The following is a 15,268-nucleotide window of genomic DNA, read 5'->3' as shown; positions in this document are numbered from 1 at the left end:
GTGGAGGAGCACCGCGACCCGCTGCTGATCGTCGACGGACTGAGCGTGACGTTTGACACGCCGCGCGGGGCCGTGGCCGCGGTCCGGGACGTGGACTTCACGCTCGGCCGGGAAAAGCTGGGAATCGTCGGCGAGTCCGGGTCGGGAAAATCGCAAACTGGGCGCGCCCTGCTCGGCCTCTTGGCTCGTAACGGACGCATGTCCGCCCGGCAGCTCTCCTTCGACGGCGTGGACCTCCTGCGCGCAGGCGAAGCGGAGCGGCGCGCGCTCCGTGGCAGGCGGATCTCGATGATCCTGCAGGATCCCAAGTTCTCGCTGAACCCGGTCATGACGGTCGGCGAGCAGATTGTCGAGGCCTTTCGCGTGCACGCCGGGGTATCCCGGCGCGAAGCGCATGACCGGGCGCTCGCGATGCTGGAGGCGGTGCGGATTCGGGAGCCGCGGTACGTGTTCGATGCCTGGCCGCACGAGATTTCGGGCGGCATGGGCCAGCGGGTCATGATTGCGATGATGATGGTGCCCGAGCCCGACCTCATCATCGCCGACGAGCCGACCTCGGCCCTCGATGTCACGGTCCAGCTGCAGGTGCTGGCGCTCCTCGACGACATGCTCGCGCGCCGGGGGGCCGCGCTGATCTTCATCAGCCACGACCTGAACCTGGTCGCTTCGTTCTGCGACCGGGTTCTTGTGATGTATGCGGGCCGGGTCGTGGAAACCCTCGGAGCCGCCGAGCTGCATGCGGCGCGGCATCCGTACACGCGGGGCCTCCTCGCCTGTCAGCCGCGGGTGGACGGCGATGGCGCCGAGCTGCCCACCCTGCACCGTGATCCGGCCTGGGCCCGATGAACCCGGCGGTGTCGATCGAGGTCACCGGTCTGCAGGTTGCGTTCGGCCGGGGAAGGCGGGCGTTCCGCGCGGTGCGGGACGCCGGTTTCTCGGTTAGGGCCGGCGGCAGCTTCGGGCTGGTCGGTGAATCCGGTTCGGGCAAGACCACCGTCCTGCGGGCGCTGGCCGGGGTGCTGCCGCCCACTGCGCAGGTCCGCGGGCGGATGCGAATGCACGGCGAATCGCTGAGGCCCGTGCGCCCGCGCGCGCTTCGTCGACGGATGCAGATGGTGTTCCAGGATCCGTACGGCTCGCTCCACCCGCGCCATACCGTTGACCGGATCCTCGGCGAGCCCGCCCGGGTCCACGGCCTGGATTCGATCAACAGCCGGATCGGCGAGGCGCTCACCGCGGTGGGACTCGATGGCTCGTTCCGATTCCGTTACCCGCACCAGCTCTCTGGCGGCCAGCGGCAGCGCATCGCCATCGCCCGCGCATTGATCATCGAACCGGACGTCGTGTTGCTGGACGAGCCGACCTCTGCCCTGGACGTTTCGGTGCAGGCGGAGATCCTGAACTTGCTGCAGCGGCTTCGACGTGAGCGTGCGCTGACCTTCGTGCTGGTGAGCCACGACCTCGCAGTGGTGAGCCACATGGCCGAGGCGCTGGTCGTGATGCGCGCCGGCGAGGTCGTCGAGACGCTCGATGTGGCGGCGCTCCGGACCGCGGCGCCGCAGCACCCGTATTCGCGGCAATTGCTCCGGGCCGCTCGGGGCTACGACCGGGCCGCCGCGTCGGAATTCTGAAACGGGGAATGCAGGTCTGGCATCGGCACCGGAACGCGCGATCGCACATACTGGAGACCGGCAAGGCATCCTCTGACCCCGACGCCGACCGTCCGGGCCGCCGGCACACGTTCGATGGCTTCAGGCATGCAGGCGGGAGGCACGGTCGCGGACCGACTGTGACACCGAGAATCGGTGGTTCTCAGGGTCGGGCTGCACGCGTGAACGCCCCGCTGGAAGGAACAAGCGATGATGCATCCCGCGCAACATCCCGAGCCGGCGGATGCAGCTGCGCGGCGCGCCGTAAGGCCCGTGACGGTCTACCCGCTGGACCGCCTGCCGCCCTACGACCGGACGTTCTACGAGACGGTCCGCAGCGGCATGACCCTGGTGCACGCGCTGACCGTGCCGCCTCGAGACGCGCGCTCGTTCCGCGTGCCGGCCGGCCACCTTTTCCGCATCATCGCCGTGGACGGCCCGCAGGTGGGCGACTTGAACCTGTGGAACGCGGATGACCTGTCGGAACGCTTCTACAGCGGGAAGACGCGGGCACTCCACGCCACGCACGTCAGCACCGGCGATCGCCTGTGGAGCAACCTGCCGTGGCTGCGGCCGATGGCCACAATTACCCGCGATACCCTTGACTGGTACGGGATCGACGAGTTCGGAGCAGGCGTCCATGACGTCATCGGGACGCGCTGCGATCCCTACACGAACCATCTCCTGACGCGCGCGGACTACCACTACTGCTGTCATTCGAACCTGACTCGAGCGCTGGCCGCGGCGCGGGGCCTCTCGCTGGGCGAGGCAGAGATGCACGTGCACGACGTGGTCAACGTGTTCATGTGTACCGGCTTCCGGCGCGACACCAAGCAGTACTTCATGAAGGCAAGCCCCGCGCGGGTCGGCGACTACATCGAGCTGTTCGCGGAGATCGACCTGTTGGCCGCGCTATCCACCTGCCCCGGCGGTGATTGCGGCGTTGGTCATTCGAGTGGCCGCGCCATCTGCCATCCGCTGGGCGTAGAGATCTTCCGGCCGCAGGACGACCACCTAGCGGGCTGGCGGCCGGCTCAACCCAGCGGGTACGACAGCGGCCACGGCGTCACCGACCAGCACCGGGATGCCGGCTAGCGGACCGGTGTTTCGCCGTCGGTCATCGGATGGCGGCGGCGCGGCTGCCTGACCCGGGGGCCGGCTGGTTCAGCGCCCCGTGCACCGGGGTTCCATCGCGCAGGACCGCCTCACGCAGCTTCGGCTCCGTGATAGAGGGTCACGACGTGCTTTGCCTCCGCGAAGAACAGCCAGCGTTCGATGACCACCCCCACCGACCCCGAGAGAGCGGCGGCGACGGCGGCGCCTGCCGCGACCCAGGAGCTGGTCGCCGCCGTCGCCAGGGTGAGCATGAACGGCAGTGCGAACAGGAGCACGGACGCGTAGCGCCTGAGCTTCGCCGCGTGCCTGCGGGCGACCCGGTAGCCCATCTCCTGAGTCACGTAGGTCGTCTGGGTCCGCGGCGGATCCAGCAGGCGCACCTTGCCGATCGAGCCCAGCCCGGTTGCGGTTTCGGGCGTTGAATCGGCCCGTGCGCCATCCAGAAAGCGCCAGTACGCCCACTTGAGGTAGACCGACAGCAGCAGCGTCACCACCACCACCAGAGAGGCATCGGCGCCCGGTTGGCCGAAGAGCAGGCGGGTTGCATTGAGCCAAAGCGCGCCGGTGAAGAGGGCGAGCGAGAGGTAGACCGGAACGACCCACCGGTTGCACCAGGCAGCAATCGGCCGCAGCGACGCGTAGATCATGCCCGTGGAATAGACCGTGAGGCCGGCCAGGGCGGCGGCCATGAGCCCGCAGACACCCCAGAAGCCGGCAACCTCGCCGAAGCCTACCCAACCGATCGCGAACAACCCGGCCGGCACGTAGGTCATGGTCGCCAGCGCGCCCTCGCGGGAGAGCCAGCTCGACCGCCATTGCGTGTAGGCGAGGAGCACGCGCTCCGGGTGGCCAAGGTGCCACATCGACGAGACGAGCCCGAAGGTGACGGCGCCGAGGGCAATGCCCAGGGAGACCAGGCCAAATGCGCGGTCGGTCGGACTCATCTCTGCCGGAGTCAGGACGCCCAGCAGGATCAGGAGGCCGTAGCCCATCCCCGATGCCGACGTGAAGAAGATGACCGAATAGGCGGGTTGCACGGGCTTCGTCCTAGCGGGACAGCGTCGCGTCGAGCCAGCGGAGGAAACGGCCGCCATCGTCGGATTCCGGCTCGGGCGGCAACGGGCCCGCGCCGCCTTCGGTGGCATCCGTGTCGCCGTGCGTCGGCCGCGGCGGCAGGTACTTGTTGACCGGCCGATACCCCAGTTCCGGCATCAGGTCGCGGCCGCCGCGCTCGGCCACCAGGCGCGAGATGGGAGAGTCGGGATCGCCGAGGTCGCCGAAATGGCGCGCCGACGTGGGGCATGCCGCCACGCACGCCGGCACCCGCTCGGGCTCAGGCAGGTTGTCGTTGTAGATGCGATCGATGCAAAGCGTGCACTTCTTCATGACGCCCGCGTCGCGGTCATACTCCCGAGCCCCGTATGGACAGGCCCAGGAGCACAGCTTGCAGCCGATGCAGAGGTCCTCGTCGACCAGGACGATCCCGTCTTCCTCCCGCTTGTAGGAGGCGCCGGTCGGGCAGACGGTCACACAGGCGGGCTCGTCGCAGTGCAGGCACGAGCGGGGAAAGTGCACCGTCCGCCCCCCCATGCCATCGCCAGCCTCGTAGGCGTGGACCCGATTGAACCAGACGCCGACCGGATCGGCGCCGTAGGGGTCCAGGTCCGTGAGCGGGGCGGCGACGCCGCCCGTGTTCCACTCCTTGCAGCTGACGGCGCAGGCATGGCAGCCGACGCAGGTATCGAGGTCGATGACCAGACCGAGCTTCTTCGGTCCCGGATCTCGGGGGAGCGAGGTCATCGTGCGGCACCGTCCGGGCGGCGGGGCCGAAACCCGGCACCGAACCGCAGGACGGAAGACGGCGCCGCCAGTCCCGGCGGCCGGGGCAGGGGATCGAACCGGGGCGCGCTCGCAGTCGCGCCATCCGTGGCCGGTTCAATCCGGACGCGCAGGTCGTACCAGGCCGCCTGCCCGGTCACCGGGTCGGCATTGGCGTGGCGGTGGCCGTTCGGTAGCGGCGGCAGCCGTTCGGGGATCAGGTGGTTGAGCAGGAAACCCTCGCGGGTTTCGGGGGCATCGTCGGCAAGCGCCCAGGTGCCGGCGCGCTTGCCGATCGCATTCCAGGTCCAGACCGTGTCCTCGTTCACTCCCTCCATCAGCTTGACCCGCGCGCGGACCCGCCCGTGCGGGCTCACGATATCGACCCAGCTGTCGTCCTCGATCCCGAGCGATTCGGCTCGCCGCCGCCCGATGTAGAGCCTGTTCGAGGGATGGATTTGCCTGAGCCAGGCGTTCATGGACCCCCAGGAGTGGTACATCGCCATCGGTCGCTGAGTCAGTGCGTGCAGCGGGTAGGCGTCGCCATCGGTCGCGGCTTCGTGGAACGGCTGGTACCAGATCGGCAGCGGATCGAAATAGCGGTCGATCCGCTCGCGCAGCTCGGCGGGCGGGAGAACCTGTCCGTGTCCCCGGGCGGCCAGGCGGAAGCGCTGCATGGGCTCCGAGTAGAGCTGCAGGAGGATCTGGTCCGGCGAACCGATCCAGCCCATCGCGACCGCGTGGTTCAGGTAGTCGCGGTTGGCGTGTTTGAAGAAGCGCATTTCGGGCGCCAGCGGCTGTTGCCAGAAGCTGCCGGCCTCCACGTAGCGTTCCAGCTGTTCCGGATTCGGCTCGCCGGTGCCTTCCATGGTGCCGTCGACGCCCCGCCAGCCGGCGAGGCTGCCGATACCGGGCACTCGCTGATGGTTGACCAGATAGTCCGGGTAGCCGCCGGGATAGCGTGGCGACCCGTCGTCCCGAAGCAGCCCCGGCAGGCCGAGCCGGGTGCCGATGTCGATCAGCACGTCCTGGAAGGGTCGAACGTCCCGGTCGGGCTGCACCACCGGGTGGCGGATCGCGTCAGCCGCGCCGTCGGCGCTCGAGATTGGCCGGTCGAGCAGCGAGATGCAGTCCCAGCGCTCGAGATAGGTGGTGTCCGGCAGCACCAGGTCGGAATAGGCCACCATCTCGGAGGCGTAGGCATCGGCGCAGATGATGTGCGGAATGCGATAGTGGCCGGCCTCGTCCCGATCGGTCAGCATGTGCATGGTTTCGGCGGTGTTCATCGCCGAGTTCCAGCTCATGTTCGCCATGTAGATGAACAGCGTGTCGATCGGATAGGGGTCGCCGCTCCAGGCATTGGCGGGAACCATGTGCAGCATCCCGTGGGCAGCGAGCGGCGCCTCCCAGGAGAACGCCTTGTCGATCCGGACCGGACTGCCGTCCGCGTTCACCAGCAGGTCGGTGGGCCCGGACGGGAAGCCCAGGGGCGGTCCCGGCATCGGCGCACCGGGCGCGATGTCGCCGGGTTTCCCCGCAGGCTTGAGCGCCGGCGGCGCGGGTTTGGGAAACGGCGGCTTGTAGCGGAAGCCGCCCGGCACATCGACCGTCCCCAGCAGCATCTGCAGGAGATGGATCGCCCGGCAGGTATGGAAGCCGTTGGAGTGGGCGGAAATGCCGCGCATCGCATGCATGGCGACCGGCCGTCCGGTCATCCGCTCGTGCCGACGTCCGGCCCAGTCCGTCCACGGCTGCTCGATCGTCACCGTCTCCTCGAACGCGGCGACGGTGAGCTCCGCGGCAATCCGCCGAATCGTTGCGGCTGGCACGCCGGTCGTGTCGGCCACGGCGTCGGGCGCGAATTCGGCGTGCTGGTAGCGGCGCACGAGGAGTTCGAACGCGGGCGTTCCCGAGCGGCCGTCGGGGAGGCGGTAGCTGCCGGACAACGCCGGCGAGATGTCGGGCGCGAGCGCCGATGACAGCCCCTCGGCCCGCAGGTCCCAGCACAGCGGGGCGCCGTCGCCGTCGCGCGCGATCAGCCCGTCCTCCGGACCGCCTTCGTCCCGGATCACCAGCCACGGCGCGTTGGTGTAGCGGATCAGGAATTCGGTATCGATGCGGCCGGCGCGCAGCAGCTCGTGCACGAGGGCGAGTACGAACAGCCCGTCGGTACCGGGGCGGATGCCGATCCATTCGTCAGCGATCGCCGAGTAGCCGGTTCGTACCGGGTTGACGGAGACGAACTTCGCGCCTTTTGCCTTGAGCTTGGAGAGCCCGATCTTGATCGGATTGGAGTCGTGGTCCTCGGCGACCCCGAACATGAGCAGCAGGCGAGTGCGTTCCCAATCGGGCTCGCCGAACTCCCAGAACGATCCGCCGATCGTGTAGATCCCGGCTGCCGCCATGTTGACCGAGCAGAAGCCCCCGTGCGCGGCGTGGTTCGGTGTGCCGAACTGGCTGGCCCACCAGCCGGTGAGCGCCTGACTCTGATCCCGTCCGGTGAAGAAGGCGAGCTTCTTGGGATCGGAGCGGCGGATGGTATCCAGCCATTCGACTGCCAGCGCGAGCGCGTCTTCCCACTCGATTTCCTCGAACCGGCCCTCGCCGCGCGGGCCGACACGCCGCAGCGGTTTCCGCAGGCGGGCCGGCGAATTGTGCTGCATGATGCCCGCCGAACCCTTGGCGCAGAGGACGCCGCGGTTCACCGGATGCCGCGGGTTCCCCTCCAGATAGCGGATATGCCCGTCCTGCAGATGCACCCGCACTCCGCACCGGCAGGCGCACATGTAGCAGGTGGTTTCCTTGACCTCGTCGCTTATCTTCGGCGCGGTGTCGACGCGCTCGCGGTCGCGGTTCGCTGGCAATCGGGACTCCCGTCTGCGCGGCGCGTGAGTGGTCAGAACGAATAGGGGGTTGATGAAGTGCGGTCAAATCGGAGCAGCAGCAATACCCGGGACCAGGCGTGCCGGGGTTGTTGTAGAGTTTGCGACGGGCGAAACCGTTCAGCGGGCAGGTTCGATGAGAGCTAAGGTCGATGGGTTTCTTGATCCCACGACCAATTCGATCTCCTACGTCGTCTCCGACCCGGAGACGAAACGTGCCGCTATCGTCGATTCGGTTCTGGATTTCGACCCGGAGGCGGGACGGACGACGACAGGTTCAGCCGACAAGCTGGTTGCCGCTGTGGAGACCGAAGGCCTGAGCGTCGAGTGGATTCTCGAGACCCATGTCCATGCCGACCATCTTTCTGCGGCGCACTACCTCCAGGGAAAGGTCGGCGGACGCACCGGGATCGGCGCTGGCGTGATCGAGGTGCAGAGGACCTTCGGTGCGCTGTTCAACGTCGAGCGCGAGGTGGCCGCAGACGGCACGCAGTTCGACCGCTTGCTTGCTGACGGTGAGACCATTTCGATCGGCAGCATCGCCGGGCGCGTGCTCTCGACCCCGGGTCACACGCCAGCATGTTCCTGCTACGTCTTCGGCGATGCGGCGTTCGTTGGCGACACGTTGTTCATGCCCGACTCGGGCACGGCACGCGCCGACTTCCCGGGTGCCTCCGTCAGGAAGCTCTACGACTCGCTGCGCCGGATACTCGCGCTTCCGCCGGAAACGCGGTTGTTCATGTGTCATGACTACGGGGCCGGGGGACAGCGCGCGATTGCGTGGGAGTCCACAGTGGCGGAACAGCGTCGGAGCAATATCCATTGCCGCGACGGGATCAGCCGCGAGACGTTTATGGCGACTCGCCAGGAAAGGGACGCCGGGCTTCCCGTGCCGAGGCTGATGGTGCCCGCCGTGCAGGTCAATATTCGTGGCGGCCGCATGCCGCCGCCGGAGCGCAACGGAACCGCTTATCTGAAGTTACCGATCAACCTGTTGTGACCGGCTTCCGAAAGGGGCGGGTTACATAAGAAACATATTGGTAACTATGTATTTACGCATGCGCATGACTTTGGATATCAACGACGAACTTTCGCGGGCAGCCAAGGCGCATGCTGCCGCTAGGCGAACGACCTTGAAGGCAACCGTCGAGCAGGCACTTGGCGCATTCCTCGCCGGGCCGGCCCACGCGCCATCCGATCCGCCGCCGATCCCGGTATTTCGCGGTCGGGGCGTACAGCCCGGAGTGGATGTGACCGACAATGCGGCCCTTGAAGACATGATGGATGCAGGGCCGTGAGGTCAACGTACTGGTGAGTGCCTTTCACGGGGACGCGACCCTTCTGGATTCGGGAACGCAATAGCGGAATCCTGGTCGCCCAGCGCCGCGGCCCCAGTTCGAGCACCGTCCGGCATCGACACGCACGCCTGGAAGGGACGCATACCCGCCGGTAAGGGGACTCGGAACGCGCCCGGAGTGCGCGATCTGATCCTTGTCTCGCTTACAGCAAGCCCGCTTCAGCCACGAATTTCTGCAGGTCGGCTTCCGGACGTGCGCCGTGATGGCTGATGACTTCCGCTGCGCATACGGCGCCGACCCGCGCAGCCTGAGGCGGCTCCAGCCCGCGCTGAAGTCCGAATAGGGTTCCTGCCGCAAACAGGTCCCCGGCCCCGGTGAGATCCTCGATGCCGCCGGGCACGCCGGCAGCCGGCACGACATCGATGCGGCCGTCGTGTGCGACGATGGCGCCGGCGGCGCCGCGCGTAAGGAAGGCGATCTGCACGTCCGCGGCGGCTGCGGCCGCAGCCTCACGAAAGTCGCGCATGCGATAGAGACTCGTGACCTCTTCCTCGTTGGCGAACAGCAGGTCGACTCGGGAGCGGATCAGGTTCAGCAGCTGTTCCCGGTTGTGTTCAACGCAGTTGGGGTCGGACAGCGACAACGCGACCGTGCTCCCGTGCATGCCGCCCCATTCCGCCGCGGCCAGCGCCGCCTGCGCCGTGCACTCGGCATAGAACAAGTAAGCCTCGATGAACAGCGTGGCGCCACCGGTCACGTGCGCGGGAGTCAGATGGTCCCTGGCGAGGGTCGCGGCCGCTCCCGGATACGTCATCATGGAGCGCTCGTGGTCAGGAGACACCAGAATGATCGATCGACCGGTTGGTGGGTCGGGCGGCCCAAAATCAATCGGGTGCGCGACCCCCGCTGCCTCCAGACTGTCCCGGAACGCGCGCCCCATGGGGTCGTCAGCGCATCTTCCGAGGAAGGCGGCGGCGCCGCCAAGCGCCGCCACGCCGACCGCCGTGTTGGCGGCCGAGCCGCCCGCAACCTGGCGGGCGGCCAGAAGCTTGGCGGTAACGGCCAGGGCGTCCGGCTGGCTTCCGAGAACCATGCGCCCGCGTTCGAAACCGTGCTGCGCAACGAAGTCGTCGTCGACGTCGGCAACCAGATCCATGATCGCGTTGCCGATTGCGACCACATCCCGGGTTGCGGCCGGTGCGGCCATAGAGCGGGCGACGGCTCCCGAAGCGGTCGTCAGTGAATTGTCGCGCCGACCGGGACTGCATCAATGGCAGTGTTCCGGACCACGTCGAGGCCGTATTCGGCCAGCGTTTCGCCGTTCACTAGCAGTTCGAACCGGTAGGTGCCGGTCTCCGGGAGCTGAATCTCGGAGAGATTGGATGTGCTTTCCACGACCCCGCCCGGCGAGGCGTTATAGCTGTGCGTCTCCGTGGTGGCGCGTTTGCCGGAAGGGGTCACGATGGCAAGGCCCATCTCGACCCCCTGCATCTGCTGCGGCAGTACCAAGCGGACGTAGACCGTGGCGTGGCGGTGCACCGCGGGCAGCTCCTTGACGGCAATGTGGTCGAATACGCCGGTAATCTGAATCTTACCGCTTGTCTTGTCGCGGAGGGCGTCGTCACAGATCAAGAATGCCTGCAGACGCGGTGATTCCATGTCACCCTCCGAGCGTGGTAACGAGTATTGCCACAACGACGGACGCTTGCAAAGTCGGATCGGGTCGGGGGACGCTTCCACTTGCACCCGGCTAGCATGCCGTCGAAATATCCTGGCCCCGGACCGGGCGGATGGATCTTCGGCGGAAGGACGAGGACAGACACACCATGCACGAACTCGCTCGCATGAGCGCGCGCGCGGTCGTCGCGGCGCTCAGGAACGGTGAAGTGACTCCGGACGCCGCGATTGACGCCGCGCTCGAGCGCATTCGGGAGACCGAACCGGTGATCAACGCGGTGCCCACGCTGTGCGAGGATCGGGCGCGCCGGCGCGCCAGCTGCCTGCCGACTGACCGGCGGGACGATCCGGGATATCTGCACGGTTTGCCGATCCTGATCAAGGACCTCACGGACGTGGAAGGCGTCCGCACCACGTACGGGTCGCCCGTGTATGCAGACCACGTCCCCGAGTGCTCCGACATTGTGGTCGAGCGCATCGAGCGCATGGGCGGGATCATCCTGGGGAAAACGAACACGCCGGAGTTTGGCGCCGGCTCACAGACGTTCAACACGGTGTTCGGCGTCACCCGCAATCCTTGGGACCCTTCCAAGACGGTCGGCGGTTCGTCCGGCGGTGCGGCCGCAGCGTTGGCGGCGGGTTCGGCCTGGCTGGCAACCGGGTCTGATCTCGGCGGCAGTCTTCGGAACCCGGCGTCGTTCTGCTCCGTTACCGGGCTGCGCTGCAGTTCGGGGACGGTCGCGCACGGGCCGCGCGAACTCGCCTGGGATTCCCTGATGATCAGCGGGCCCATGGCGCGCGACATTGCCGACCTCGCCCTGTTCCTCGACACGATGGCGGGGTTCGATCCTCGTGACCCGCTGTCGCGGCCGCGTACCCCGGATCCGGCGGGCGGACCGGCGACGTACACGGCGGCCCTTGATCCGGAGGCCTGGCCGGCTCGGCCACGGCTTCGGCGGGTAGCCTGGACCGCCGGATTCGGTTACCTGCCGTGCGATCCGGAGGTGGCGGCCATCACCGAGCGCGCAGCCGGGCGGTTCGCCGAACTCGGTGCGGAGGTGGTGCCTGCCAAGCTGGATCTTCGGCAGGCCGAGGACATCTTCCAGACGCTCCGTGCTGATCTGCTCGCCACCGATAAGGGCGCGCTCTACGCAGCACACGGCGATTCGCTGAAGACGGATCTGCGCTGGAACATCGAGCGGGGCCTTGCCCTGGATCGCGCAGACGCGGGTAGGGCGGCGCTGGCGCGCGGCCGGATGCTGGCCGAAGTACAGGACTTCTTCGTTGATCACGACCTATTGCTCGCGCCGGTTGCGATGGTTCCGCCGTTCTCGGCGGATGTTCCGTGGCCGCGCTCGGTCGCGGGGGTCGAGTTCGACAACTACGTGGGCTGGCTGATGACGGCGGCCACGATTTCGCTCACGGACTGCCCGGCGCTGTCGGTGCCCTGCGGCTACACGGAGACGGGCTTGCCGGTGGGTCTTCAGGTGATCGCGCCCGCCCGCCACGAGGGACGGCTCCTGTACTGGGCGCACCGATTCGAGGAGCTAGCGGGGATTGCCGACGGCGTGCCTAGGGATCCTGCGACCGGGTGACGTTCGGGGGTGCAGTCGTCGCGGCGGTCCGGGATCTCTTCCGGCGGCAAGTACTCGTCTGGGTCTTGGCCACTGCGCTCGTGGCCGCGGCCGCCGTGGCCGCGTTCTGGTCGGCGCTCGCTTACTGGCTGCTGCCGTTCTCCACAGGAATCGGCTGGCTCGACGACCTGCTGGTCGACTACTTCGTCTTCGGCGTCGGTGCCGCGCTCGCGTTGTTGATCACGGCGCTCCTCTTTCCTGCTCTCGTCACGACGTTTGCCGGCTTGTTCACTGACAGGATCGCTGCTGTCGTAGAGCAGGCCCACTATCCGCACGTGGTGGCGCGGGACATGGGTGTGTGGGCCGGCATCGGGTCGGGGTTGCGGCTGATCGGCGTGACGGTGATGGTGACCGTCGTGATGGTGTTTCCGCTCTGGTTGTTGTTCGCCGGGACGCCGGTCTGGTTCCCGCTGTGGATCGTGATCCTCGGTTACCTGTTGGGACGCGAGTACTTCGACGCGGTAGCGGGGCGCCGCTGTTCGCTGGACCTGGCCGCGGCCCTTCGCCGGTCCCGGTTTCTGGAAATGTGGGGGGCGGGATTGCTCATCGCGGGTGCGTTCACGGTTCCGTTCTCGGCGTTGTTCGCGCCGAGTTTCGGAACTGCCTTGATGGTACACGTGGTGGAACGCGGCCTGTCCCGGCACGGCACGTGAGTGCCGTCGGCGCTGACGCCTCGGTGCGTGTCCCGGCCCGGAGGCGGACCGGCTGGGGAATGGCGCCGGCCACCCGGCGCGCCACCCGATGGCCGCGCCGCCGGCACATCGGCTTTACCGTACACTCATGCAGTCAACGGCGTAGGGCGGATCCCTGATCGTGACCCCGGTCCAAAAGTTCGCCCGGAACGAGGCGGGCCGCGACTTCGTCGTGGGCGACATTCACGGGACGTTTCCGGAGCTGGAAGCAAAGCTCGGCGACGTTCAGTTCGACGTCGCCAGCGACCGGCTGTTCTCGGTGGGCGACATCGTGGACCGTGGTCCGGCATCCGCGGACGCGCTGGAGTGGTGGAACCTCCCCTGGTTTCATGCCTGCCGTGGGAACCACGAGCAACTGCTGTTGGACTGCCACGAGGATCCGACGCGTTGGTCGCTCTGGGCCGTAAACGGCGGGACATGGTGGGTGGACGTCCCGGCCGCGCGGCGGGATGCCTTTGTCGAGGCCTGCCTCGCCCTCCCTTTCGCGATGGAGGTCGAGACTGCCCGTGGGCCAGTCGGCATCGTGCATGCTGACCTGCCGCGTGGATGCACCTGGGACGGCCTTCTCGATGCGCTGAACCGGGGTGATCGCGACGCGATGGCGGAAGTGCTGTGGTCGCGCACCCATGTCCGGGAGGACGCGCCGGTGCCGGAGGTCGGCGAGCGGATCCGGCATGTGTATTGCGGCCACACCGTGATCGGGCAGCCGAGGACGCGCGGGAAGGTGACTTGGATCGATACCGGCGCTTGCTACGCGGACCGTTTCCCGCCGGCGCGCCTGACCCTGCTGGAGTTTCATCCAGGCGGTGCCGACGCCTGAGTTCGCATTCAGGGATGCAGGATGCGGTCGGGCTCCGGATGGTGGTTGTCGCGCCCGGCGCACCGCTGGCCGGTCGCGCAGCCGTCTGATCACGGTGCCCACCTTCCCGGCTGCTGACGGCCGTGGGTTCCGCCACCGGTCCGGGCGTCCCACTTCGGGTCAAGCCGGCGCCAGCGCGGCCTGATCCGAGCCGTCAGGTCGAGGCCCGGTGTCGCACGGACCCGACGACGATTCCCTTGATTTCGATTTTGCCGTCGCCAAACGAAATACGCTGAAAGTCAGGGTTATCGGACACCAGTGCCGCGTGCCCATTGTCTCGGAGCAGTCGGCGGACGGAGGCTTTCCCGGCCACGGAGGCCACGACCATGCTGCCATGCCGGGCGTCCGAGGCCTTTTGGGCGGCGACCAGGTCGCCGGCACGAATCCCTGCGCCCGCCATGGAATCGTCCTGGACCCGCAGTAAGAAGTCCGTCCGCGTTCGGAACAGGGCGGCCGCGGTCGATGCGGAGACGGTGTCCTCGATGTTCTCCTCGGCGAGCGGGTCGGCGTCGGAGACCATCTGGCCGATAATCGGAATGTCGTCAGTCCCGGTTACCGGACGCGCCAGGCCAACCCCCCGGGATTCGCCGTGAACGATCTCGATCGCTCCCTTGCTGGTCAGGCGGTTCAGGAAATATTGGACCGTGCCCAGGGACTCCCAGCCCATGGCGATTCGGAGTTCTGTACGCGTGGGAACGACACCCGTCCGCTCGACATGCTGTTCGAATGCTTCCAGGAGCTTCGCTTCGCGGCGGGTGAGATCAGGCATCGGGCTTGTCGCGCGTGTGTCCGGGCCGTTTCTACCATACCGGGGCTCGCCATTTTGCCGAGCCCCCGCCGGCAGGTGGCCATGCGTCTGGACCGGCGGGTAGGTATTGGCAGCGATCCTTGCTCGGCTTGGCCGCCGATCGCCGCAAGGCCAATGCGGGCCGCGCGCCATCGTCCCCATCGAGCTCGGGAGTCCGCGCACGGCGGGCGCGTCCTCCCGCCCGTGAGACGAGACGTCAGGCGGTGCGCTCGGGGAACCGGCAGAGGTCCGGTATCGGGCACTGGGCGCATTTCGGCTTCCTGGCAACGCACGTGTAGCGTCCATGCAGGATCAGCCAGTGGTGGGCGTGCAGCTGGTACGCCTCCGGGATTCGCCTGAGCAGTGCTTTTTCCACCGCCAGTGGATCTCGCCCGGGCGCCAGCCCCGTTCGGTTGGAGACCCGGAAGATGTGCGTGTCGACGGCCATCGTGGGCTCTCCGAAGGCCACGTTGAGGACGACATTCGCGGTCTTGCGGCCGACTCCAGGCAGGCTTTCGAGCTGTTCGCGGTCAGCCGGCACTTCGCTGCCGAACTCATCGATCAGGCGCCTGGACAACGCGATGACGTTCTTCGCCTTGTTGCGGTAAAGCCCGATGGTCCGGATGGCCTCGCGCAGCCGTTCCTCGCCAAGCGCAACCATTGCGGCGGGATTGTCGACCGACCGGAAGAGCGGCCCGGTGGCCCGGTTGACGCCGGCGTCGGTCGCCTGCGCCGAGAGCACCACTGCCACCAGCAGGGTGTACGTGTTGGTGTACTCGAGATCGCTGCGCGGCGACGGATTGGCGCGGGCGAACCGTTCAAACGCCTCGGCCACGTCCTTGAGCGGCATGGGCCG

General features: G+C 67.7%; 14 protein-coding genes and 1 pseudogene. 8 read left to right on the top strand and 7 right to left on the bottom strand.

The genetic code is table 11. The features are described 5' to 3' along the window. From OXH60_06345 to OXH60_06335, 3 genes are all read left to right on the top strand, one after another. Positions 1–846 carry an ABC transporter ATP-binding protein gene (locus OXH60_06345; protein ID MDE0711737.1) on the top strand — a complete coding sequence of 282 codons (846 nt, stop codon included), beginning with the start codon at positions 1–3 and terminating at the stop codon, positions 844–846. Next, positions 843–1,631: an ABC transporter ATP-binding protein gene (locus tag OXH60_06340; GenBank protein MDE0711736.1), complete on the top strand. Its 789-nt coding sequence runs from the start codon at positions 843–845 to the stop codon at positions 1,629–1,631. The genes OXH60_06345 and OXH60_06340 overlap by 4 nt, the downstream gene beginning before the upstream one ends. Positions 1,632–1,859: 228 nt before the next feature. Continuing rightward, positions 1,860–2,744, top strand: a complete 885-nt coding sequence (locus OXH60_06335; protein MDE0711735.1) for a DUF1989 domain-containing protein — start codon at positions 1,860–1,862, stop codon at positions 2,742–2,744. A gap of 110 nt (positions 2,745–2,854) precedes the next feature. Here OXH60_06335 and OXH60_06330 read toward each other — a convergent pair whose 3' ends face one another. The 3 genes and pseudogenes from OXH60_06330 to OXH60_06320 form a co-directional block, all read right to left on the bottom strand. Then, a complete protein-coding gene (locus OXH60_06330; protein ID MDE0711734.1) occupies positions 2,855–3,802 on the bottom strand; it encodes a dimethyl sulfoxide reductase anchor subunit in 948 nt (315 codons plus the stop codon). Positions 3,803–3,923: 121 nt separating this feature from the next. Further along, positions 3,924–4,565: pseudogene (locus tag OXH60_06325) on the bottom strand (4Fe-4S dicluster domain-containing protein). Next, positions 4,562–7,447 carry a molybdopterin oxidoreductase family protein gene (locus OXH60_06320; protein MDE0711733.1) on the bottom strand — a complete coding sequence of 962 codons (2,886 nt, stop codon included), beginning with the start codon at positions 7,445–7,447 and terminating at the stop codon, positions 4,562–4,564. Before OXH60_06320 ends, OXH60_06325 begins: the two are co-directional and overlap by 4 nt. Positions 7,448–7,601: 154 nt before the next feature. Here OXH60_06320 and OXH60_06315 point away from each other — a divergent pair, with 154 nt between their 5' ends. Both OXH60_06315 and OXH60_06310 read left to right on the top strand, forming a co-directional pair. After that, a complete protein-coding gene (locus OXH60_06315) occupies positions 7,602–8,465 on the top strand; it encodes an MBL fold metallo-hydrolase (protein MDE0711732.1) in 864 nt (287 codons plus the stop codon). Between the two features lie 58 nt (positions 8,466–8,523). After that, positions 8,524–8,763: a hypothetical protein gene (locus OXH60_06310; protein MDE0711731.1), complete on the top strand. Its 240-nt coding sequence runs from the start codon at positions 8,524–8,526 to the stop codon at positions 8,761–8,763. A 202-nt stretch (positions 8,764–8,965) separates the two neighbouring features. Here OXH60_06310 and OXH60_06305 read toward each other — a convergent pair whose 3' ends face one another. Both OXH60_06305 and OXH60_06300 read right to left on the bottom strand, forming a co-directional pair. Next, a complete protein-coding gene (locus OXH60_06305) occupies positions 8,966–9,970 on the bottom strand; it encodes an adenosine kinase (protein ID MDE0711730.1) in 1,005 nt (334 codons plus the stop codon). A 29-nt stretch (positions 9,971–9,999) separates the two neighbouring features. Then, the gene (locus OXH60_06300) at positions 10,000–10,422 is read right to left on the bottom strand and encodes a hypothetical protein (protein ID MDE0711729.1); all 423 of its coding nucleotides are present in this window, start codon (positions 10,420–10,422) and stop codon (positions 10,000–10,002) included. 167 nt (positions 10,423–10,589) lie between these two features. Here OXH60_06300 and OXH60_06295 point away from each other — a divergent pair, with 167 nt between their 5' ends. From OXH60_06295 to OXH60_06285, 3 genes are all read left to right on the top strand, one after another. Then, positions 10,590–12,035 carry an amidase family protein gene (locus OXH60_06295; protein MDE0711728.1) on the top strand — a complete coding sequence of 482 codons (1,446 nt, stop codon included), beginning with the start codon at positions 10,590–10,592 and terminating at the stop codon, positions 12,033–12,035. Continuing rightward, a complete protein-coding gene (locus tag OXH60_06290) occupies positions 12,032–12,727 on the top strand; it encodes an EI24 domain-containing protein (GenBank protein MDE0711727.1) in 696 nt (231 codons plus the stop codon). The genes OXH60_06295 and OXH60_06290 overlap by 4 nt, the downstream gene beginning before the upstream one ends. 160 nt (positions 12,728–12,887) lie before the next feature. Beyond that, positions 12,888–13,586 carry a metallophosphoesterase gene (locus tag OXH60_06285; GenBank protein ID MDE0711726.1) on the top strand — a complete coding sequence of 233 codons (699 nt, stop codon included), beginning with the start codon at positions 12,888–12,890 and terminating at the stop codon, positions 13,584–13,586. 193 nt (positions 13,587–13,779) lie between these two features. On the opposite strand, the gene lexA is transcribed toward OXH60_06285, so the two are convergent. Then, positions 13,780–14,394: a transcriptional repressor LexA gene (gene lexA, locus OXH60_06280; protein ID MDE0711725.1), complete on the bottom strand. Its 615-nt coding sequence runs from the start codon at positions 14,392–14,394 to the stop codon at positions 13,780–13,782. A 235-nt stretch (positions 14,395–14,629) separates the two neighbouring features. After that, positions 14,630–15,262 (bottom strand): endonuclease III, encoded by a 633-nt coding sequence (gene nth / locus OXH60_06275; protein MDE0711724.1) that lies wholly within the window; start codon positions 15,260–15,262, stop codon positions 14,630–14,632. Between the last annotated feature and the right edge of the window lie 6 nt (positions 15,263–15,268).

Source organism: Rhodospirillales bacterium, from assembly GCA_028824295.1.
In the GTDB taxonomy this organism is placed as follows: Bacteria; Pseudomonadota; Alphaproteobacteria; order TMED109; family TMED109; genus VXPW01.
This window is presented reverse-complemented; position numbering and strand designations above follow the sequence as displayed.